18 protein-coding genes and 5 tRNA genes are annotated in these 20,232 nt (G+C 58.6%); 12 read left to right on the top strand and 11 right to left on the bottom strand.

What is annotated here, in order from left to right; all coding sequences use genetic code 11:
* Nucleotides 1-19: 19 nt before the first annotated feature.
* Nucleotides 20-1,360 (bottom strand): DNA-binding protein, encoded by a 1,341-nt coding sequence (locus tag ABHT90_RS04890; RefSeq protein ID WP_346981796.1) that lies wholly within the window; start codon nucleotides 1,358-1,360, stop codon nucleotides 20-22.
* Nucleotides 1,361-1,522: 162 nt separating this feature from the next.
* On the opposite strand from ABHT90_RS04890, the gene ABHT90_RS04885 reads away from it, so the two are divergent.
* From ABHT90_RS04885 to rplA, 11 genes are all read left to right on the top strand, one after another.
* Nucleotides 1,523-1,597 (top strand) — tRNA-Thr (locus ABHT90_RS04885).
* Nucleotides 1,598-2,330: 733 nt separating this feature from the next.
* Nucleotides 2,331-2,412: transfer RNA gene (locus ABHT90_RS04880), tRNA-Tyr, on the top strand.
* A gap of 10 nt (nucleotides 2,413-2,422) precedes the next feature.
* A tRNA-Thr gene (locus ABHT90_RS04875) sits at nucleotides 2,423-2,498 on the top strand.
* Between the two features lie 3 nt (nucleotides 2,499-2,501).
* Nucleotides 2,502-2,578: transfer RNA gene (locus ABHT90_RS04870), tRNA-Met, on the top strand.
* Between the two features lie 96 nt (nucleotides 2,579-2,674).
* Nucleotides 2,675-3,865: an elongation factor Tu gene (gene tuf, locus ABHT90_RS04865; RefSeq protein ID WP_035137538.1), complete on the top strand. Its 1,191-nt coding sequence runs from the start codon at nucleotides 2,675-2,677 to the stop codon at nucleotides 3,863-3,865.
* 279 nt (nucleotides 3,866-4,144) lie between these two features.
* Nucleotides 4,145-4,294 (top strand): 50S ribosomal protein L33, encoded by a 150-nt coding sequence (rpmG, locus tag ABHT90_RS04860; RefSeq protein WP_022093895.1) that lies wholly within the window; start codon nucleotides 4,145-4,147, stop codon nucleotides 4,292-4,294.
* A 13-nt stretch (nucleotides 4,295-4,307) separates the two neighbouring features.
* Nucleotides 4,308-4,383: transfer RNA gene (locus ABHT90_RS04855), tRNA-Trp, on the top strand.
* Between the two features lie 76 nt (nucleotides 4,384-4,459).
* Nucleotides 4,460-4,798, top strand: a complete 339-nt coding sequence (gene secE, locus ABHT90_RS04850) for a preprotein translocase subunit SecE (RefSeq protein WP_117635375.1) — start codon at nucleotides 4,460-4,462, stop codon at nucleotides 4,796-4,798.
* A 3-nt stretch (nucleotides 4,799-4,801) separates the two neighbouring features.
* Nucleotides 4,802-5,338, top strand: a complete 537-nt coding sequence (gene nusG, locus ABHT90_RS04845; RefSeq protein WP_006234984.1) for a transcription termination/antitermination protein NusG — start codon at nucleotides 4,802-4,804, stop codon at nucleotides 5,336-5,338.
* A gap of 120 nt (nucleotides 5,339-5,458) precedes the next feature.
* Nucleotides 5,459-5,887, top strand: a complete 429-nt coding sequence (gene rplK, locus ABHT90_RS04840) for a 50S ribosomal protein L11 (RefSeq protein WP_022093893.1) — start codon at nucleotides 5,459-5,461, stop codon at nucleotides 5,885-5,887.
* Between the two features lie 117 nt (nucleotides 5,888-6,004).
* Nucleotides 6,005-6,712: a 50S ribosomal protein L1 gene (rplA, locus tag ABHT90_RS04835; RefSeq protein WP_022093892.1), complete on the top strand. Its 708-nt coding sequence runs from the start codon at nucleotides 6,005-6,007 to the stop codon at nucleotides 6,710-6,712.
* Between the two features lie 125 nt (nucleotides 6,713-6,837).
* On the opposite strand, the gene ABHT90_RS04830 is transcribed toward rplA, so the two are convergent.
* From ABHT90_RS04830 to ABHT90_RS04785, 10 genes are all read right to left on the bottom strand, one after another.
* Nucleotides 6,838-7,548 carry a metallophosphoesterase family protein gene (locus ABHT90_RS04830; protein ID WP_346981795.1) on the bottom strand — a complete coding sequence of 237 codons (711 nt, stop codon included), beginning with the start codon at nucleotides 7,546-7,548 and terminating at the stop codon, nucleotides 6,838-6,840.
* On the bottom strand, nucleotides 7,545-9,464 hold the full coding sequence (locus tag ABHT90_RS04825; protein ID WP_346981794.1) for a BMP family ABC transporter substrate-binding protein: 1,920 nt from the start codon (nucleotides 9,462-9,464) through the stop codon (nucleotides 7,545-7,547). Before ABHT90_RS04825 ends, ABHT90_RS04830 begins: the two co-directional genes overlap by 4 nt.
* 94 nt (nucleotides 9,465-9,558) lie before the next feature.
* Nucleotides 9,559-10,326: a mechanosensitive ion channel family protein gene (locus ABHT90_RS04820; RefSeq protein ID WP_195544454.1), complete on the bottom strand. Its 768-nt coding sequence runs from the start codon at nucleotides 10,324-10,326 to the stop codon at nucleotides 9,559-9,561.
* 129 nt (nucleotides 10,327-10,455) lie between these two features.
* Nucleotides 10,456-12,483, bottom strand: coding sequence for a bifunctional metallophosphatase/5'-nucleotidase (locus tag ABHT90_RS04815; protein ID WP_346981793.1), 2,028 nt, complete (start codon nucleotides 12,481-12,483; stop codon nucleotides 10,456-10,458).
* A gap of 157 nt (nucleotides 12,484-12,640) precedes the next feature.
* The gene (locus ABHT90_RS04810) at nucleotides 12,641-13,435 is read right to left on the bottom strand and encodes an ABC transporter ATP-binding protein (RefSeq protein ID WP_346981792.1); all 795 of its coding nucleotides are present in this window, start codon (nucleotides 13,433-13,435) and stop codon (nucleotides 12,641-12,643) included.
* Nucleotides 13,428-14,351 (bottom strand): ABC transporter permease, encoded by a 924-nt coding sequence (locus tag ABHT90_RS04805; protein WP_346981791.1) that lies wholly within the window; start codon nucleotides 14,349-14,351, stop codon nucleotides 13,428-13,430. Before ABHT90_RS04805 ends, ABHT90_RS04810 begins: the two co-directional genes overlap by 8 nt.
* Nucleotides 14,352-14,555: 204 nt before the next feature.
* Nucleotides 14,556-15,536: an ABC transporter substrate-binding protein gene (locus ABHT90_RS04800; RefSeq protein ID WP_346981790.1), complete on the bottom strand. Its 981-nt coding sequence runs from the start codon at nucleotides 15,534-15,536 to the stop codon at nucleotides 14,556-14,558.
* 160 nt (nucleotides 15,537-15,696) lie between these two features.
* Nucleotides 15,697-16,482 (bottom strand): hypothetical protein, encoded by a 786-nt coding sequence (locus ABHT90_RS04795; RefSeq protein ID WP_196032551.1) that lies wholly within the window; start codon nucleotides 16,480-16,482, stop codon nucleotides 15,697-15,699.
* Between the two features lie 258 nt (nucleotides 16,483-16,740).
* The gene (asnS, locus tag ABHT90_RS04790) at nucleotides 16,741-18,144 is read right to left on the bottom strand and encodes an asparagine--tRNA ligase (protein WP_346981789.1); all 1,404 of its coding nucleotides are present in this window, start codon (nucleotides 18,142-18,144) and stop codon (nucleotides 16,741-16,743) included.
* 181 nt (nucleotides 18,145-18,325) lie between these two features.
* Complete coding sequence (locus ABHT90_RS04785; protein WP_040359007.1) at nucleotides 18,326-18,889, bottom strand: PTS sugar transporter subunit IIA; 564 nt, start codon at nucleotides 18,887-18,889, stop codon at nucleotides 18,326-18,328.
* A gap of 243 nt (nucleotides 18,890-19,132) precedes the next feature.
* On the opposite strand from ABHT90_RS04785, the gene ABHT90_RS04780 reads away from it, so the two are divergent.
* Nucleotides 19,133-20,032: an alpha/beta hydrolase gene (locus ABHT90_RS04780; protein WP_346981788.1), complete on the top strand. Its 900-nt coding sequence runs from the start codon at nucleotides 19,133-19,135 to the stop codon at nucleotides 20,030-20,032.
* Nucleotides 20,033-20,232: the final 200 nt, after the last annotated feature.

Raw genomic sequence — 20,232 nt, 5'->3', positions numbered from 1 at the left:
GCGGGGCGATGCTGTCTCGCTAACTCCATTCAGCAATGTCGATCATTCTTTCGAGGCGCCACGTTAGCGCCTCTTTTAGATAAGGCAGTCTCGCTGCTAGGGCATCGTTTTTAGACAGAATCTCGATTGCCTCGTCGACAAAACCTTCGAGTTTGTCCCCGTCAAACCAGTTCATATCCTCAACAAGCAACATTTGTTTCGCGGGACTTGAATGGAACTGCGCGCTGGCAAAACTGTGCTCTCCTGCCCTAAGCTCCTCTAGAGATATGTTGCACCAGAGCGATGAGCCCGAATCGAAGATGGGGGCTGGTCTGCAGGTTAGCGTGTTGACGTTTCGCACAAGGCCAAAGTTACGCCAATGACGGTCATAGTTGGCGATGATGTCGTCACATACGATCATGCGGTCAAGGGCATCCTTAACGCCTGTCACCCCGAGTTCCTCGCAGTTTGCTACGTATCGCTCGTAGTCGGTTAGCCGTTCATCTGCGTTTGCGTGCTGGTTTACATAGAACGCAGGGACATACTCTTCTTCATCAGTTAAGAAGACATCGCATATGCTCAGGGCAGAAGTGCCCGTGCCCTCGAGCGAGTAAGGTACATAATCGCAGGCGTTTAGGATGCGACGGTGGAGCGCGGTCGCCACCAGCTCGTTATAAGGTTCCTGGTTCAGGTGCGCTCCTGCCTTATGCAGAATTCGACGCTCGCCCTCGCACGTCCAGTACTTTTGAAGATTGCCGTCCGAGGTGTTATCGGGCTTTGCGGCTGCCGCTTTTCCCTCTGGGGCAAAGGGCGCAATGGACAGCGAGACGTCATCAAAGGCGTTATTGAAGAAGTTAATATCTTCCCACGCGAGACCGGAACCTTGGGGTCTAATCCAATACTGGTCGGATAGGGAGAGGCCGAGATTTCGCTGGACGAGTTCATCGGGAACATCGACTGCGGCTTCTGCAAGCAGGGAGGCTAGCCCAATGCGTGCGAGCGGGATACCGCGACCGCGCCACCAGATGCGGAAGGAGTCGAGCGATATGGGGCTATTAGGGCCAAATACCCCAATAGGGGCGTGGGCACGATCGACGTCGGCGCCGATGTGGGTAAAGTCTTTTCGCGATGTGCTGTAGACCAGCTGAGCGACTTCGTGCGTGCGATTCATGAGGGTGAACGCGATCTCGCTCTTACCGTGGCCGCGGCGGGGACGTCCCCCCGTTTTGGTCACAGAGCGGAGTCGCGTATCGACGCTGTCTTTGTCGATGAGCCATACACCAGAAGCCTTGCGGGCTTCAAGTGCTCCGTTTTTTATGAGCTCCTGCACCCTGCGCGGAGTGATGCCGAGCAGCTCGGCGGCTTCCTTGGTAGTAAGCATCGCGAAACCCTTCGTTAGAACGAATAGTTTTATATATAGCAATTGTAATTAAAACTATTCGTTCTGGCGAATAGTTTTGAGATGTGGTCGGGTGAAGGGCCTGTTGCGCCTCGTCCGCAATTCCTTTATTCTTAACAGGCTTCGCGCGAAAGCGCCAAGTGTGCCAGTGTGGCGCAACGGTAGCGCAACTGATTTGTAATCAGTGGGTTGCAGGTTCGATTCCTGTCACTGGCTCCATGAGAGTTTCGGGTTCTGTTCCCTTGTGGGACAGGGCCCGTTTCTATTTATGTCGATAAGTCAGCGTGTTTGGCGCCAACCAAGCTTCCGGTTTGTCTCGATTTGTAACACGAAGAAGCTGAAAACCGTTCTTACTGTTACAGAATGAGACGTAAGCGGAGGTCTCTGCGTAATATCTCGACCTGTAAAAGATAGGGGAGAAAGTGCTCTCTAAATGTTACAGATCGAGACAAAGGTCGGACCGGTCCCAGTCATCCTGGTCGAGCGAGGATATTCGGACGCACGAGGGTGGAAAATCTTCCGCTTAGTGAATGAGCGTGGATAATCTGCCACTTTGGATTCGATGGCACGGCAAAGTGGAAGATTATCCACGCTCGATTTCAAACGGAAGAAAATCCACGCTCGATTTTGCCTGGGAAGAGCAATCTTCTGTCTGGGAAGCCCCGATCTCGACCTATATATAGGTGCAAATAAGCTGGTATCGAAGTTCGATACTAAAGGTGTACTCCACTACAGCAAAGTGTTACCTCGGGAAACGTCACCTCAGTATCCAAGACCACCGTCCTTCATATCCAAACTCAATAAAACCGCAGGTCACGGCTATATAGATACGCCCGGGGCCGTGTATCTAGAGGTTTTCGTTGACAGCCCACAAGGTTGCATCGTATTATCTTTTTCGTTCGCGGGGGCGGCGGTCCAAAAGACCAAAGAACCTGCGGATACTTGAACGATTGGGAGTTTGCCCGAGTGGTTAATGGGGACGGGCTGTAAACCCGTTGGCTCTGCCTACATAGGTTCGAATCCTATAGCTCCCACCCGTCAAGTGCCTGTATAGCTCAGTCGGTAGAGCACTTCGTTGGTAACGAAGAGGTCACCAGTTCAAGTCTGGTTGCAGGCTCCATCCGGCGGTGTAGCTCAGTTGGTTAGAGCACACGGTTCATACCCGTGGCGTCACTGGTTCGAATCCAGTCACCGCTACCATAGGTAACACGGTGGCTTCTCAATAGTATGTTGAGAGGCCACTATGGTATAAAGGCAAAGTCCCGTCCGGGGACGACCTGTTTAGAGGAGGGCTTTATGGCCAAAGAGAAGTTTGAGCGCACTAAGCCGCATGTTAACATCGGCACCATTGGTCACGTCGACCACGGCAAGACCACGCTGACCGCCGCCATCACCAAGGTTCTCTCCGAGACCGAGGGCTGCAAGGCTGACTTCACTGCGTTCGAGAACATCGACAAGGCTCCCGAGGAGCGCGAGCGCGGCATTACGATCTCCGTCTCCCACGTCGAGTACGAGACTGCTGCCCGTCACTACGCTCACGTTGACTGCCCGGGCCACGCTGACTACGTCAAGAACATGATCTCCGGCGCTGCTCAGATGGACGGCGCTATCCTGGTCATCGCCGCTACCGACGGCCCCATGGCTCAGACCCGCGAGCACATCCTGCTCGCCCGTCAGGTCGGCGTTCCCTACATCGTCGTCTTCCTGAACAAGTGCGACATGGTCGACGATGACGAGCTCATCGACCTCGTCGAGATGGAGACCCGTGAGCTCCTCTCCGAGTACGATTTCCCCGGCGACGACATCCCCGTCATCCGTGGCTCCGCTCTGGGCGCTCTCGAGGGCGACGCCAAGTGGATGGACGCCATTCGCGAGCTCATGAAGGCCGTCGACGAGTACATCCCGACGCCTGCTCGTAACAACGACCTCCCGTTCCTGATGGCCGTTGAGGACGTTATGACCATCTCCGGCCGTGGTACCGTTGCTACTGGCCGTGTCGAGCGCGGTGAGCTCAAGCTCAACGAGCCCGTCGAGATCGTCGGCATCAAGGATACCCAGAACACCGTCGTTACCGGTATCGAGATGTTCCGTAAGTCCATGGACTTCTGCGAGGCTGGCGACAACGTCGGTCTGCTGCTCCGCGGCATCAAGCGCGAGGACATCGAGCGCGGCCAGGTTCTCTGCAAGCCCGGTTCGGTTACCCCGCACACCAAGTTCACCGGCGAGATCTACGTTCTGACCAAGGAGGAGGGCGGCCGTCACACCCCGTTCTTCGATGGTTATCGTCCTCAGTTCTACTTCCGTACCACCGACGTTACCGGTACGGTCAAGCTCCCCGAGGGCACCGAGATGGCTATGCCTGGTGACCACATCACCATCGAGGGCGACCTCATCCACCCGATCGCCATGGAGGAGGGCCTGCGCTTCGCTATCCGCGAGGGTGGCCACACCGTCGGTTCGGGCATCGTCTCCACGATCATTGAGTAAATTAGCTCTTTGATATAGCTGACTTAGAGAACCCGGCACTTATATGGGTGCCGGGTTCTTTTCTGCAATGGATATTGAGCCGTTGCTGGTGTCGAGAGGATCGATAATGGTCCTAGATGCACCGTCGATTAGCTCTCGATGGCTTCATTGATGTGTTCCAAATATGAATGGATCCACCGAGAACCAATTGACTCGAGGTTTTCATTGACAGCACTTACGTGGAGCTGATAAAGTAACAACTCGTGCCCGTACGGGGCGGAAATGAAAGGTTCAGGATACATGCGTACTCTAGTTACTCTTGCGTGCACTGAGTGCAAGCGCCGCAACTATACGACCACCAAGAACAAGTCGACCATGCCTGATCGTATGGAGATCAAGAAGTATTGCCCCTGGTGCCGTCACCACACGCTGCACAAAGAGACTCGCTAGTCTCTAGTCACATACGCCAGTAGTTCAATTGGTAGAGCATCGGTCTCCAAAACCGAGTGTTGAGGGTTCGAGTCCTTCCTGGCGTGCCAGTCATTATTCCGTAAGCTCCCACTTGGGGGCTTACGGTTTACTCATGTATAAGCGCATTGCGCGGAGGTAACCCAAATGGCCAACAAGAAGAACAAGAAGAAGGCTCAGCAGCCGGCACCTGCCAACAACGCTGCCGCCAACTCCAAGGTTGAGGCCAAGAAGGCCGTTGCCAAGAAGAACGAGAAGGCTGCGAAGTCCAAGAAGAACGAGAAGCCTGGTTTCTTCGCCCGCACCAAGAAGTATTTCGCTTCGGTCAAGTCCGAGATGAAGCGTGTCACGTGGCCCGATAAGAAGGAGCTCGTGAACTACTCGGTCGTCGTTTGCGCTTCTCTGGTCGTCGTCGGCGTCGTCATCGCTCTGCTCGATGCTGGCTTTGGCGAGGCTCTTGCTCTGTTCTCTGGATTGAGGGGCTAAACCATGTCTAAGCGTTGGTACGTCGTTCACACTTACTCCGGATACGAGAACCGCGTAAAGTCCGATCTCGAGCATCGTATCGAGACCATGGGCATGCAGGACCGTATCTTTGATATCGAGATTCCTATGGAGCGCGTCACCGAGATCAAAGAGGGTGGCAAGCGCGAGACCAAGGATTCCAAGATCTTCCCGGGTTATGTCCTGGTCCGCATGGAGATGGATGACGATGCTTGGACGTGTGTTCGTAACACGCCCGGCGTCACCGGTTTCCTAGGCGGCAACGGTAAGCCCGCACCGCTTTCCCGCGATGAGTACAATAAGATGACTCGTCGTCCCGGTAAGGGCGATTCGCCCAAGCGCACCTCGGTTGATATTCAGGTCGGCACGTCCGTCCGCGTCACCGATGGCCCGCTTACCGACTTTGATGGCAAGGTCTCCGAGGTTAACACCGAGGCTGGCAAGCTCAAGGTCACGCTGATGATCTTTGGCCGCGAGACGCCGGTCGAGCTCGACTTTAACCAGGTCGCTGTCATCGCTTAAGTTTTCGTCCGTTCGCGCGAGCGTGCTTCTTCTGTGACTGCTCATCTCAGGAGTGCTTCTAACACGTGCGTGCTTACGATATAGCAAGTACTTCACACTCGTGATTCGAAAGGAATGACCATGGCTGAGAAGAAGGTTGCCAACGTCATTAAGCTCCAGATTCCTGCTGGTGCAGCTAACCCCGCTCCTCCCGTCGGCCCCGCCCTGGGCGCTGCTGGCGTGAACATCATGCAGTTCTGCCAGGCCTTTAACGCCGAGACGCAGGACAAGAAGGGCGACATCATCCCCGTTGAGATCTCTGTCTACGAGGATAAGTCCTTCTCCTTCATCACCAAGACCCCGCCGGCGGCTCACCTCATCAAGAAGGAGCTGAACCTCAAGTCTGGTTCCGCTAAGCCCCAGGCCGACAAGGTTGGTCAGCTCTCCCAGGAGCAGCTCACCAAGATCGCCGAGATCAAGATGCCGGACCTCAATGCTAACGACATTGACGCCGCCAAGAAGATCATCGCCGGTACCGCCCGTTCCATGGGCGTCACCATCGCTGAGTAGCGATTTCTTATGGTAACGACGGGTGCTCCGACCGGGGCGCCCGTTAAATGTGTGCAATAGGGCACACGATACGATGTGGGAGGGCTCACGCCCGTTTAACCACAGGAGGTAATGCACATGGCTAAGCATGGTAAGAGCTATAACGCCGCTGCCGAGAAGATCGACCGCGCCACGCTCTACACCCCCCTTCAGGCTGCCAAGCTCATTAAGGAGCTCGACACCGCCAAGTTCGACGAGACCGTCGAGGCCCACTTCCGTCTGGGCATCGATACTCGTAAGGCTGACCAGAACATCCGTGGTTCCATCTCCCTGCCCCACGGCACCGGCAAGACCGTTCGTGTTGCCGTCTTCGCCGAGGGCGAGAAGGCCCGCGAGGCTGAGGCTGCCGGCGCCGACATCATCGGTTCCGACGAGCTCGTCGCCCAGATTCAGAAGGGCGAGATCAACTTCGACGCCGCTATCGCTACGCCGAACATGATGGCCAAGGTTGGCCGCATCGGTAAGATCCTTGGTCCCCGTGGCCTCATGCCGAACCCCAAGCTCGGCACCGTGACCATGGACGTCGCCAAGATGGTCTCCGAGCTCAAGGCTGGCCGCGTTGAGTACCGCGCCGACCGCTACGGCATCTGCCACGTGCCCCTGGGCAAGAAGTCCTTCTCTGAGCAGCAGCTCGTCGAGAACTACGCTGCCCTGTACACCGAGATTCTGCGCGTCAAGCCCTCTTCTGCTAAGGGCAAGTACGTCAAGTCCATCTCCGTATCTTCCACCATGGGCCCTGGCGTCAAGGTCGATCCCGCTGTCCAGCGTGACTTCCTGGCTGAGTAACTGCTAGTTACTGCCTGAGCAAAGCAAGCATTGCTAAAGAAACCCGGTTCTGCCTTGTGCAGGACCGGGTTTCTTGCTATCTCGGGTTAAAACCAACACGAAGTAGACAGTCGCCTTTGTGGTGGTTACCAGGGGGTTCTGGCGGTTGAGGACTCGATGGCATCGTGGCGTTTGAGCTCGCGGTGCATGGTTTGCGAATTGAGCCAGGCTGCCTGCCAGCCACGGATGGGGTAGCGCGTCTGGTCGAGCTCAAACTGCGTATAGCCGCAGGCGTTGATGATCGTCGTTCCACACACATGCTGCCGCTCGCGCTGAAAATCGTAACCGTAGCTTTGGTGTACATGCCCATGCACCATGTAGCCGGCCCCCCAGGACTCAAGCGCCGTGTTAAAGCACTCAAACCCTCGATGCGGTAGATCGTCCAGATCACCCATACCGGCGGCGGGCGCATGGGTAAGCAGAATGTCGCACCCGCCGACCATCCTAACCTTACGCGACAGCTTACGCATGCGCTTGGACATCTCGCGTTCGGTGTACATGTTGGCGCCGTCGCGATAACGCATGGACCCGCCAAGGCCCGCAATGCGAATCCCTCGGTACGTGTACACGCTGTCTTCCACGCAGATACATCCGCCCGGTGCATGACGTGCGTAGCGATCATCGTGATTGCCGCGCACGTAGATGAGCGGCTTGTTGATGACTGTGACCAAAAACTCAAGATAGTCCGGGTCCAGATCGCCGGCGGACAAAATCAGGTCGACACCCTCAAAGCGTTCCTTGCGAAAGCACTCCCAAAGGCATCGTTCTTCGGTATCGGCTATGGCAAGGATTTTCATAGGGCAGGGACTTTCGGCTCATCGTCGAGCTGCGGAATGGTGCCTACCACGTTATCCGCCAGCCAATTCATCTCGACAATCTGCGTGCTCGGCAGCGGAGGGAAGCCTTCGATCTGTACCACGCCGTTCTGGCTGTGGAGCTCGCCGCCAAAGGGGTTGATGGAGCCCTCGACAATGCCGTTGCGGAGCAGCTGAACGAGCTTGCGCGTCTGATAGGGCAGGCCCGGAGCGTAGCGAATGTCGATAACACCCGAGCTCATGCCATACCAGTAGTTGACGGCGCGAACCTGGCTGTCGTCACTGGTCTCATCCCAGGTGCCATGCAGCAGGCTTCGCACGATAAGCTCGTAGTATCGACCCCAGTTCCATACCGGCATGGCGATGCCAACGACCTTCCCATCGACCAGGCGGTGAAGTCCGTAGGCCGTGGGGTCTTCGAGCGACTTTGACATGTCGGCGCCGGTCATGACGCTCACGCCTTCGCGGCACATTGCCTCGGCAAGACCGCCGGCGGGCACATCGCCCCAGGTGAGGATAATTTGCGCGCGGGGGTCGAGCAGCGAGGCACCGATGGCAAAGGCATTGATCTCGCTGAGCGCTCCGGATGCGAAGACCGACGCATGGTAGCCAATACGGTGGTTGTCGGCCATGCTGGCGGCAAGGGCGCCCAGTAGGAACTTGGCCTCGTACATCTTTCCAAAGTACGAGCGGACGCTTTGGTGGGGAAGGCCGATTGAGCAGTTAAGGAACCGCACCTGGGGATACTCGACTGACGCCCTGAGCGTGTATTCCATGAGCCGGTGTGAGGTCGAGAAGATGACGTTCGCCCCGTGCTTTACGGCTGTCTCGACGGCGGCGTAGAACACGTCCGAATCGTGGCAGTCCTCGAACGCCTCGGTGCGCACGATGCCGCCAAAGTGCTCATCAAGATACCGGCGGCCCTGGTCGTGTAGGCTGTCCCAGCTCGACGTGGCACAGGGAAACTCGTGGATAAAGGCGATTCGCATGGGATTGGCAGTGGAGTAGACGGTCTTGCTCATAAAGAAGTTGAGCACGCCCGAGGTAGCTTTTGTCGGTGCGCCCTCTTTCTCGTTGGGCTGCGGCGCTTCGACAAGATCGACTTTGTCCTCGTCGCTTTTGCCGGCAATGACAAGCTCGCGCCAAATCTTGCACAGACGGTTGACGACGATATCCGTCGGCGTATCCAGCAGACGGTCCTGGTTGTAGACGTTGAGGTAGACGAGCATGGCATCGGCAGGCGTAATGTCCAAGTGGTCGCCGCCCGCGCGAAGATAGGCGCGCTTAAAGAGCAGGAAGGTGTGACGTAGGTAGTCGACCTTCTTTTGAGGCCATTTTTCGACAAGATCTTGGCCGAGCATTTTGGCAAGCATCTCGTAGCTGCCCTCGCGCGAAAACTCAATCTCGTACAGGGGGCATACGTACCAAAAGGCGCAAAACTCACCGTACAGGCGGCTCTCGACGGAATCCCACTTACCGGGGTACAGACGCGTCACCTTGGCCGAAACCGTCGGAGCGTCAAGGAATTTGAGGACGCTGACACGCTTGTTGCCCTCTTGGACGTAAAAGCGGTGCATGAACTCGGTGACGATGATGGGGTCGCGGTAGCCCTCGGAGATTTGGATATCGTAGAGGTTGGACCATTTGCGGGCGAATTCGGTATTCCAGGGGAGCAGCGGCATAAAGTTACACGAAAAGGCGGACTGGCGACCTTTGGTAACCGTGCCGACGACCATTTCGAGCGGAATGTCCCGCAGGCCGATGTTCTCGCGCTGCCCGCAGGGAAGCTGGGCGACCAAGCTGTCGAGGTCCGTAAGATATGGATGCTCGCTTTGGCTGATGGCGCGACGGCGTCCCTGTTCGCCGCGCTTGCGCGCTTGACGATAGGACTCTTCCATGGTGTCTACTCCCTTAGTCGTTTAAACAACGATATGAACCATGGTACCACGATGCGAAACCACCACAAAGGTGCCTGTCCCCTTTGCGGTGGTTTTAGGCGATGATGGGGGCGATGGCGCGGATGCAGGCGTCGGCTGCCGTGAAAGTAGTGCTGTCGTCGCTGACGATAAAGATGATCTTTCCTTTGATGCCAAAGTCGCCGATTTCGCTAAAGAGTACGTAGGGCTCCTTGTCAAAGCCCGAGATGGGAAGCACGGCGGCCTTGGTGGCGCTGGTCAGCTCGTCTGCCAGTGCGTCGAGCGAGGCCCACTTGGACGTGTCCTTTACGGCAACGGGCACAGCCACACGCCCAAAGGGCATGAGGTGCACGAGCGTGTTCTTGGAGATGTTGGAGTTGGGCACAATGATGGTCTGTCCACAGGCATCCTCAATCGTTGTATGGCGCCAAGTGATGTCTTGGACCACGCCGGATACGCCGCCGACCTCGATATTGTCGCCGGGTTTGATGATGCCCATAAAGGTCACCTGCATGCCGCCAATAAGGTTTGACAGCGTGTCCTGAAAGCCGAGCGAGATGGCGATGCCGCCGACGCCAAGAGCGGCGACGAGCGCGTTTGCGTTAATGCCAAAGCAGTTGTCGAGGATAAAGCTGCCGCCGATCATCCAGATGACGGCGCGTGCGATGTTGATGAAGATACTCGATGCCGGAAGTGGGTTATCGTCTCGGTTAAGCAGATGGTTCAGGGTCTTGGATACGACCTTGGCGGCGACGGCGGTGCCTATCGCCAAGATGACGGCCCAGATGATGTTGTGGACCCACCGTTGCTCAAAGAAATGAAGAATCGGCTCAAACAATTCCATGTAGGGAAAACCTCCTAATGCTCGTCCAACCATGATACCCACCAAGAAGCCCGTCCGATCAAATTCGGACGGGCTTCTGTGCTCGATATAAGGTTTACGCGGCGGGGCTGCAAGGCCCGGCGGTGTAGCTTAGCGTCGACGCTTCCAGATAATGCCGAGGATGATGACGATGATGCCGCCGATAAGGCACGCGCCAACTACTGCCAGCGCGCGGTCTCCCGTTGCAGCGAGCTTACCGGTCGTCTTCTTGGTGATGACCTTCGTGGTCGTCGTGTCCGTCTTAGGTGAGGGCTTAGGCGTCGGGGCCGGTGTGGGCGTGGGGTCCACGGCAGCGGAGCCAAAGCTGATGGTGCCCGCGAGCGAGGCCATCTTGCTCTCCCAGCTGTTCTGCCCGATCAGCGCCCTTAGCGCTGACTCGCAGGTACCCCACTCGGTGTGCTTGGTGGCGTTTGCGAAGGTGGGGAAGTCGGTCGTGTTGGTGATGATGTAGTTGTTGGTGGCGACGGTATAGGTCTTGGCGGGGTCGAGCGTGCTGCCATCTTTGGTGAGTGTGGCACTCACAATGTGCTTGCCTTCGGGCTGCGTCCAATCAATCGTCACGTTGATGCCGCCAAAGGAGAGAACGCTGCCAGAGTCATCGCGCCACTTGTACTTGTCTTGCGCCTCCTGCTCGGTGTGACCGGCCGCCACATAAGCCTGCTGAAGCTCGTAGCTGTCGTTGCAATCGTCGCTGATTTGTAGCGAGTGCTCGAGCGCTGCGAGGAAGTCCGCGCCGGTCATGGTCCAGGTCTCCACGGTGTTGCCGTAGGGCGAGATGGCGATGACGTTGCCGGCGGTCACGTTGCCCGCCGCGATGCCGCCGCGGATGCCGCCAGCGTTTTCGATAGCGAGGTCCGCGCCCGTCAGGGCAAGATAGGAGCCGCAAATCACGTGGCCGATGGTCTGGGCCTTGGTGGTGTCGCCCTCCTTGCTGGGGCGGAAATCGGTGGTGCGCACCATTTCCCAGCCATGCGTGCCTGCGGCGTCCTCGCCGTAGAAATAGTTGGTAGAGCTCGTGCCGAGCACCTCGCTCGATGCGGCGCTAAAGGCATCGTCGAGCGGCTTGATCTTGTTGTTGTGGACCTCATCAAGGATGCTCTGATAGGCGGAGCCCTTGTTGGGGTCGGTCAAAAGAGCGTTTACGTCCTTGGCGGTGTAGAGCTTCTCGTTGCTGCCGTCTGCAGGGACCGTGACCGTGTCATCGTCGGTCGTCTCGGTGCCATTCGTGTCGTATTTGTACGGAATGGAAAGCAGTCCTACCTCGGCAAAGGCACTGCCCGCCTCGACAACGTGGATTGTCTTGCCGTCGGCTCCCGTCACCTTCTCGTTAAGGTTGATGTGCTCGTGGCCTGCGATAAGGGCATCGACGCCACGGAGTCGCGTGGCAAAGGTCTTGGCGTCGAGCGTGTGCGCGATGCACACAACAACATCGCAGCCCTCCTTGCGCAGCTGCTCTGCCTCGGCATTGATGGCGTTCGCGGCACTCGAGAACGACGTACCCGCGACCAGGTCCGCGCGCAGCGAGGATTCCAGCGACTCATCCATGGCACCCACGACGCCGACCTTGATTTTGTAGTCGAATGTGGATTGATCCTCGCTATCCTCCCAGGTGCGATCGAGCGTCTTCGTGATGCTCGAGCTCCATACGCCGCTCGTAGACTTCGCGTTCGCGCAGAGCATGGCGAAGGGCGTGCCGGTGGGGCTGTGGCCGGTCATGGTGCGGAGCTTGTCCGCGCCGTAGCTCCAGTCGTGGTTGCCCGGCGTGGTCGCGTCGTAGCCGTCTGCATAGAAGGTGTCCATGAGCTCGGCGATGCTCTTGCCCTCGCTCATGGTGGCGAAGGACTGTCCGTGGAAGGTGTCGCCCGCATCGAGCAAAAGATCGGGGGCGTTGCCCTGGGCGCTATAGAGAACCGCCAGTCCGTCAAAGCCCACAGTGCCGGTGCCCTTGCTTTCGTTGTAGCTGTACTTGTAGCTGCCGTGGATGTCGTTGGTGTGCATGACGGCCACGGAGCCGTCAATAGCGGCGGGCAGGTTCCCCGCGAAAGCGAGGCTTGGGATGCCTGCGAGCGCGCCGGCAAACAACGCGGCGGCTAACGCAAAGCGGGGGAGTCTTTTCATGGCAGTTTCCTTAGTCCTTAGCCAGAATGTCTGGTTGAATATCGGATTATCGACATAATATGCGAAAACCGCCGCAAGGACGTCTGTCCCTTTGCGGCGGTTTTGACGTTTGCGCAGATAAAACCTGCCAAAATAAACCTGTCCCTTTTTGGTAGGTTTAGCTTAGCAGCATGCGGTCGTTGGCGAGCTCGCCGCCCGAGACCTCCTCGAACTTCTGCAGCAGGTCGGCTACGGTGAGCGACTTCTTCTCATCGCCCGCCACGTCGTAGATCACGTGGCCTTCGTGCATCATGATCAGACGGTTGCCCAGACGGATGGCGTCGCTCATGTTGTGCGTGACCATGAGCGTGGTCAGGCGGTTCTCGTCGACGATCTCCTCGGTCAGGTTGAGCACCTTAGAGGCCGTCTTGGGGTCGAGGGCCGCGGTGTGCTCGTCGAGCAGTAGCAGGCGCGGCCTGGTGAGCGTGGCCATCAGCAGGGTGAGTGCCTGGCGCTGGCCGCCCGAGAGCAGGCCGACCTTGGCGTTGAGACGCGTGTCCAGACCAAGGTCCAGGCGCTTGAGCAGCTCAACGTACCCATCTTTCTCGGCCTTGGTGACGCCCCACGAAAGGCCGCGACGCTGGCCGCGACGCTTGGCGAGGGCCAGGTTCTCGGCGATCTGCATGTCGGCAGCGGTGCCGCGCATGGGGTCCTGGAACACGCGGCCCAGGTACTTGGCGCGCTGCGACTCGCTCAGACGCGAGATGTCGGTGCAGTCGAGCTCGATAACGCCCGAATCGAGCGGATATACGCCGGCGATCATGTTGAGCAGCGTGGACTTGCCGGCGCCGTTACCGCCGATCACGGTTACAAAGTCGCCATCATTGAGGGTAAGGTCGACGCCGGTAAGAGCGCGCTTCTCGGTGACGGTGCCCTTGTTAAAGGTCTTCTTGACGTGTGAGAGCTTAAGCATCTACTTCATCCCCCTTCGTGTAGGAGCTGCGGAGCTTATAGCGCTCCCAAACCACGGGCACGCACAGGGCCACGGCGACGATTACGGCGGAGAGCAGCTTCATGTCGTTGGCGTCCATGCCCAACTGCAGCACGATGGCGCGGATAAGGAAGTACACCACGGAGCCAAAGATGGCGGAGGCAAGACGGACACTAAACTGAGTGAGACCGCCGGGCAGCAGGCGGCCGAGCACCTCGCCGATAACAATGGCAGCAAGACCGATAACGATGGCACCGGTGCCCATACCAATGTCGGCGTACTTCTGGCTCTGGCAGATGAGCGCGCCCGAAAGGCCGATGAGGGCGTTGGAGAGCACGAGGGCGATCATCTTGGTGGAGTTGGTGTTGACGCCCAGGGCGCGGATCATGTACTCGTTGTTGCCGGTGGCGCGCAGCGCCGAGCCGATCTCGGTGCCAAAGAACCAATACAGGATGGCAACGATAGCCACAGCGAGCAAGATGCCCAGGATGATGGCGACAGTGGACTGCGGCAGGCCCGTCATGTTGCTGACAGACGAGAAGATGGTGCCCTTGGCAAGGATGGGCGTATTGGATTTGCCCATGATGCGCAGGTTGATGGACCACAGGCTGATCTGGGTGAGGATTCCGGCGAGGATCGCGGGAATCTCAAAGACGGTGGTCAAAATGCCCGTGATGGCGCCCGCGATGGCACCGGCACACATGCCGGCCAAAACAGCGAGCAGCGGGTCGACATTATTATTGACGATGAGCACGGCGCAGACGCAGCCGCCGAGGGCAAAGCTGCCGTCGCAGGTCATATCGGGGATGTCGAGCAGGCGGAACGTGATAAACACGCCAAGCACCATAATGCCCCAGAGGACGCCCTGCGAAACGGCGCCCTGCAATGCAATAAGCATGCTTTATACCTCCTAGGATAGGGTGGACACGTGAGTCACCATGATAGCGGTAACAATGCATAAAAGAGCTGCGGCCGGATGTTTTGTCTCATCCGTAACAAGCAGGGCGAACGCCGGTCTTTGGCGTTCGCCCCTGTGGCTCACATATTGAATAACACGGCAACGGCACGAGTGCGTGCCCTAGACGCGCTACCGCGCATGGCGTTACTCGTCCAGAGCGGAAAGATCGATGCCCAGAGCCTCGGCCATCTCGTCGTTCTTGACGACGACCAGGTCCTTGCTCGAGAGGTGCTTGATAGGCATGTCCTCGGGCTTGGCCTCGCCCTTCAGGATCTTGACGGCCATCTCGCCCGCGGCATAGCCTAGGTCCTCGTAATTGATGGAGAGGGTGAACAGGCCGCCGGCCATGCACATACCCTCCTCGCCGGTCACGAAGGGAAGCTTGTTCTCCTTGCAGATCTGGCCGACCTGCGAGGCACCCGCGGCGATGGTGTTGTCGGTGGGGGAGTACAGCGCGTCGACCTTGCCCACGGCAGACTCGACGACGGACTGAATCTCGTTGGAGCTCGAGACGGTGAAGTCAGTGTACTCGAGGCCCAGCTTGTCGAGCTCCTTCTTGGCGGCCTTGATCTGGACGTCGGAGTTGGACTCGGCGGTGCAGTAGAGCAGGCCGACCTTTTTAACGTCGGGCAGGACCTTCTGCATCATCTCGAGCTGCTCGGCGACCGGGGTGAGGTCGGAAGCGCCCGTGACGTTGGTGCCGGGCTTGTCGTTGTCCTGGACCAGGCCGGAGGCGGCGTAGTCGGTGATGGCGCAGCCCACGATGGGGATATCGGCCGTGGCGCCGGCGGCAGCCTGCGCGGCGGGCGTGGCGATGGCATAAATCAGGTTGACGTTGTCGCCCACAAACTTGTCGGCAATGGACTTACACGTGGACTGGTCGTTCTGGGCGTTCTTCTGGTCGATCTTGACCTTAAGGCCGCTCTTCTTGATGGCCTTGACGAAGCCGGCGTTGGCGGCATCGAGCGCGGAGTGCTCGGTGAGCTGCAGAACGCCGATGGTGTAGTCGGAACCGGCGGCAGCGGAGCCGGAACCAGAGTTGCCGCCGCATCCGGCGAGCGGGGCGAGCGCGAGCAGGCCGGCGGAGACCAGAAGGCTCCTGCGGCTGATGGTGATGTCCTTCATATCATTACCCCCAGTATAAAAATGGCTGGAAACACTGCACTGGGACAAAGTTCAAGTGGAACTATAGTAGCGCTGATGTCCATTTTTACAACAGCCTGGCGGGTTTTTTAATACAGAATCGGATGGGCGGTACGGGTAGTCGAATGGGCGGCGGAGGGTCTTATGCGGCGGAGGAGGCGTCGTCCTCGTCCAAGGCGGCGAAGAGCTTCTTGCCGTCGAGCAGGCGCGTGCTGACGTTTCTCATTCGGCCAATCTCTACAGTACGCAACGTGTCATCGGCGCCTCGGGCGTCGTAGACCGTTCCCAGCAGATACGAGATGCCATCGCGCTGCCTGATGGCAAAGGGACGGAGTGTCATCCGTGCTGCTTCGGTTTCGCCACGTGTCGTGACGCTCGAAATATCAAAACTCACCGTGGTTCCGTGGTCGATGGCCTGCTCGACGAGCTCGCACGTGTCGATGCGCTTGATGGGCGTGCGTGTTGCCTTGGTAGCCTTGCTGCCTGCGCTTGGAGCGGGTTCGGGTGTATCGAGGTAGCCGCGAACGTCGGCGCTCGCCATGGCAACTAAGTGCTGCGCCATGCTCTTGCGGATAGCGATAGGCGTGGAGCGGTTGCGCATGACCATACCGTGGAGCCGGATGATCTCTTCATCGGTGAGCGGGCGGGTAAGAAGTTTGTAGCCCACGCCGCGTTTGTACTCAATTTCGTATCCGGCATGGCGAAGCGCGGAGATGGCGGTGTAGATGCTGCGCCGCGCCGCCGAGATGGGCATGCGGGCGGGGTCGTCGGGATGGGCGAGGCGCCGGATCAACTCATCGGAAAGCATGGCCTTGTCCTCGCCGGTGTTTTCGCTTAATAGTTGCAGGATGCGAACGGCGCGATAGGCTGCCATCGAGGCGGCGCCTCTAGTCGTGGTGTCGTAGGTTTCAACAGCGGCTTCGGTCATGGTGCCCACGTCCTTTCCGTTTTGGGTGGCGACGGTATGGAGCCTAGGACGCGGGGTTTTCCCAGGGGCGTAGGGCGCTCTGGGCGGTCGGTAGTCGTCGGCAAACGGCGGGTCGAGTTTTCAACAGGCCTGGTCAACTGACCAAAAACTTGCCAAAAGCTTGACGGATGCTGTTGAAAAAAGCGTCTCTCGACCGATGTCGAGAGACGCTTGTACGATGAGCGTTGGCGTGTGGCGACGCGAGCTAGCGTTCGACAATTAGAAGTCGGCGTTGCCCACGGTGCGCGGGTGCGGCAGGACGTCGCGGATGTTGCCCACGCCGGTCAGATACATGACCAAGCGCTCGAAGCCCAGACCATAGCCGGCGTGCTTGCAGGAACCGTAGCGGCGCAGGTCAAGGTAGTACTTGTACTGCTCGGGATTCATGCCCAGGTCCTTGATGCGGGCCTCGAGCAGATCCAGGCGCTCCTCGCGCTGGGAGCCGCCGATAATCTCGCCGATACCGGGAACCAGGCAGTCGGCGGCGGCGACGGTCTTGCCGTCGTCGTTCATGCGCATGTAGAAGGCCTTGATCTCGGCCGGGTAGTCGGTCACAAAAGTCGGTCGCTTAAAGTGTTCCTCGGTCAGGAAACGCTCGTGCTCGGTTTGCAGGTCGATGCCCCAGCTCACGGGATAGTCAAACTTGTGACCGGCGGCGACGGCCTGCTCCAGGATTTCGACGGCCTCGGTGTAGGTAACGCGGGCAAAGTCGGAGTTGGCGACATGGTCCAGGCGCTCGAGCAGACCCTTGTCCACAAACTTGTTGAGCATATTGAGCTCGTCGGGGCAGGCGGCCATAACGTCCTTAAGGACGTACTTGAGCATGGCCTCGGCGTTATCCATGTAGTCGTTAAGGTCGGCAAAGGCCATCTCAGGTTCGATCATCCAAAACTCGGCGGCGTGGCGCGTGGTGTTGGAGTTTTCGGCGCGGAAGGTGGGGCCAAAGGTGTACACGTCGCCAAAGGCCATGGCAAAGTTCTCGGCATTGAGCTGGCCGGACACGGTGAGGCTTGCATGCTTGCCAAAGAAGTCCTGGCTCCAGTCGACCTCGCCGGACTCGGTGAGGGGCGGATTTTTGGGGTCGAGCGTGGTCACGCGGAACATCTCGCCGGCGCCTTCGCAGTCACTCGTGGTGATGATGGGGGTGTTGACGTAGACAAAACCCTGCTCCTGGAAGAAGCGGTGGATGGCGGCAGCCGCGACAGAGCGGATGCGGAATACGGCGCGGAACAGGTTGGTGCGCGGGCGCAGGTGCTGCTTGGTGCGCAGGAACTCGACGGTTGCGCGCTTCTTCTGCAGCGGGTAATCCGGGGCGCTCGTGCCCTCGACCTCGATGGAAGTGGCAGAAAGCTCGAAAGGCTGGGGCGCATCGGGGGTCAGCTTGACGGTGCCGGTGCAAATGAGTGCGGCCGAGACGTTTTGATGGGCGATCTCGTCGTAGTTGTCGAGTGCCTCGCGGTTCATGACGACCTGCAGGTCGCGGAAGCAGCTGCCGTCGTTGAGCGTAACAAAGCCAAAGTTCTTCATGTCGCGGACGGACTTGACCCAGCCGGCGACGGTGACGGTCTGGCCGCCGAGCGACTCGGCATCGGCATAGAGCTGCGCGATTTTGGTGCGGTTCACGTATCCTCCCATAACGGTTGAATGATAGTTATCCATACAGTTCGATATTCTAGCAGCTCGGCTCATTTGGGCTATACAGATAAGGCATTGGCGGGATGGTTTTTCAAACGAAAAGCGCCCGCGGCCAAATGGTCGCGGGCGCTTGACGAGGTGCCTTTTGGCTGTGTGGCGCGGGGCCTGGCTACTTGGTCTTGGCTACCAGCAGCGGGTCGCCAAGCTTGACGAGCGGGTTGCCGCCGATAAGCGTTCCGGACTCGCCGACATGGTCGATGCTCTTAAGACGATCGAGCTCGGAGACGATGACGGTCACGATGTCCTCGTGACCAGCGGCCTTAATGGCCTCGCGGTCGAAGCTGATGAGCGGCTGGCCTGCCTTGACCACATCGCCCATCTCGACAAAGCGGGCAAAACCCTTGCCGTTCATTTCCACGGTGCCCAGGCCGACATGGATGAACACGCGAAGACCGTCCTCGGTGATCATGCCAATGGAGTGGTTGGTGACAGTGGTGGCGCCGATGCGGCCGTTGGCGGGCGCATAGATGGTGCCGGTAATGGGCTCGATGCCATAGCCCTGGCCAAGCATGCCCGAGGCGATCGTCTCGTCGGGAACCTCGTTCAGGTTGACGAGCACGCCGTTGACGGGGGCATAGATGACGCCTTCGCGGGTAGCGAAGCTTGCTGCGGGCGGAACGGACGCCTCGCCGGTCGAGGTGAAGGTGGACTTAAGCGAATCGAGCAGACCCATAGTTGCCTCCAACTTAAATAGGCGCATATCGCGCGTTTGGTTTGCCGGAAACGTTTCACATGTGTTTCGCGGCTTGGTCAACGCCCCTATTCTACGCTGCTCAACGATACCTCTGAACTGGGATTATGTGATATATCAGTTGAAGGGAAACTTATTGCCGGAGTGTTTCTGCGCCACGGGTTCAAGTGGGGTACGCTTGAAGGCGAAAAACAAGGGCGCATAATTTGCGCGAAGGGAGCACATATGATTGTCGAGAACCATGCGCTGTGGAGCGAGGAGCCGACCGAGGATTATCCGGCGACGTTTACGTATTTGGGTGCCGAGCCGTTGCCCGATAAACCGAATGGCCGCCGCCCCGCGGTGATTATCTGTGGCGGAGGTGCGTTTACGCATATCGCTCCGCATGAGCAGGATCCTGTGGCGTTTGCGTTTTTGGATCACGGTTACCAGGCCTTTGTGCTCAACTATGTCACGAGTTCTACGGGTGACGTGAGCTTTCCGCACCCCCAGGCAGATCTTGCCAAGATGGTCGCCACGGTGCGCGCCAACGCCGACGAGTGGCATGTCGATCCTAAGCGCGTGTGCGTCGTGGGCTTTTCTGCTGGCGGCATGATTTGCGCCTCGCTGGCAACACAGTGGAAGACCGGCCCCTTTGCGGCACTTGCCGGGGCGCGTCCGGACGACATTCGTCCCGATGCCGTGGTGCTGGGCTATCCATTGCTCGACTTTGCCTATGTGCGCGACATGCAGACGCGCGATCCGCGCATTGACTTGCGTGTGCCCAAGACGGGCGGCAAGACGGGGCGCGATTTGCTCAACGACTACCTGTCGATGGTGACGGGCGGCGAGGCAACTGACGAGCATCTGGCCGACATCTGCCCCACCACGCATGTTTCGCGTCAGATGCCACCGACCTTTGTGTGGGGCGTGTCCGACGACAAGACGGCGCCGATCGCGCAGGTCTACCCGTTTGCGCAGCGCATGGCCGAGGAGGGCGTTGCATGCGAGATGCACGTCTTCGACCAGGGTGGTCACGGCCTTTCGCTCGGCAACGCCAACACCGCGGTCGACAACGAGGACAAGCAGGTGGCGGTCCGTCCCTGGATCCGCCTAGCCTTCCGCTTCCTGGGGCGCCATCTGTAAGAGTCCCGGCATCCAAGCCCTTCAATAACTTGCGGTGAAATAGTTCCTATCTGGGGCATCAACCAGCCCATCCAGGAACTATTCCACCGCAACTTCGTTTTTGATGCCCCGCCCGGAAACTGCGTCCCAGTTTCCCCTTCAAGGTGGGACACGGTTTCCCATAGGGCCTCGATTTGGAAACCACATCCCGTTTCGAGCTC

This window comes from Collinsella aerofaciens, assembly GCF_039758815.1.
Lineage (GTDB): Bacteria > Actinomycetota > Coriobacteriia > Coriobacteriales > Coriobacteriaceae > Collinsella > Collinsella aerofaciens_BP.
The sequence above is the reverse complement of the archived record's forward strand: the minus strand, read 5'-3'. Positions and strand labels throughout refer to the sequence as shown.

Bases quoted from the DNA above. Each gene is read 5' to 3' on its own strand.
- secE (WP_117635375.1), top strand. From the start codon at position 4,460: ATGGCCAACAAGAAGAACAAGAAGAAGGCTCAGCAGCCGGCACCTGCC.
- ABHT90_RS04825 (WP_346981794.1), bottom strand. From the start codon at position 9,464: ATGGAAGAGTCCTATCGTCAAGCGCGCAAGCGCGGCGAACAGGGACGC.
- tuf (WP_035137538.1), top strand. From the start codon at position 2,675: ATGGCCAAAGAGAAGTTTGAGCGCACTAAGCCGCATGTTAACATCGGC.
- ABHT90_RS04780 (WP_346981788.1), top strand. From the start codon at position 19,133: ATGATTGTCGAGAACCATGCGCTGTGGAGCGAGGAGCCGACCGAGGAT.
- rpmG (WP_022093895.1), top strand. From the start codon at position 4,145: ATGCGTACTCTAGTTACTCTTGCGTGCACTGAGTGCAAGCGCCGCAAC.
- ABHT90_RS04805 (WP_346981791.1), bottom strand. From the start codon at position 14,351: ATGCTTATTGCATTGCAGGGCGCCGTTTCGCAGGGCGTCCTCTGGGGC.
- rplA (WP_022093892.1), top strand. From the start codon at position 6,005: ATGGCTAAGCATGGTAAGAGCTATAACGCCGCTGCCGAGAAGATCGAC.
- ABHT90_RS04830 (WP_346981795.1), bottom strand. From the start codon at position 7,548: ATGAAAATCCTTGCCATAGCCGATACCGAAGAACGATGCCTTTGGGAG.
- ABHT90_RS04815 (WP_346981793.1), bottom strand. From the start codon at position 12,483: ATGAAAAGACTCCCCCGCTTTGCGTTAGCCGCCGCGTTGTTTGCCGGC.
- ABHT90_RS04820 (WP_195544454.1), bottom strand. From the start codon at position 10,326: ATGGAATTGTTTGAGCCGATTCTTCATTTCTTTGAGCAACGGTGGGTC.
- rplK (WP_022093893.1), top strand. From the start codon at position 5,459: ATGGCTGAGAAGAAGGTTGCCAACGTCATTAAGCTCCAGATTCCTGCT.
- nusG (WP_006234984.1), top strand. From the start codon at position 4,802: ATGTCTAAGCGTTGGTACGTCGTTCACACTTACTCCGGATACGAGAAC.
- ABHT90_RS04795 (WP_196032551.1), bottom strand. From the start codon at position 16,482: ATGACCGAAGCCGCTGTTGAAACCTACGACACCACGACTAGAGGCGCC.
- ABHT90_RS04800 (WP_346981790.1), bottom strand. From the start codon at position 15,536: ATGAAGGACATCACCATCAGCCGCAGGAGCCTTCTGGTCTCCGCCGGC.
- ABHT90_RS04810 (WP_346981792.1), bottom strand. From the start codon at position 13,435: ATGCTTAAGCTCTCACACGTCAAGAAGACCTTTAACAAGGGCACCGTC.
- ABHT90_RS04785 (WP_040359007.1), bottom strand. From the start codon at position 18,889: ATGGGTCTGCTCGATTCGCTTAAGTCCACCTTCACCTCGACCGGCGAG.
- ABHT90_RS04890 (WP_346981796.1), bottom strand. From the start codon at position 1,360: ATGCTTACTACCAAGGAAGCCGCCGAGCTGCTCGGCATCACTCCGCGC.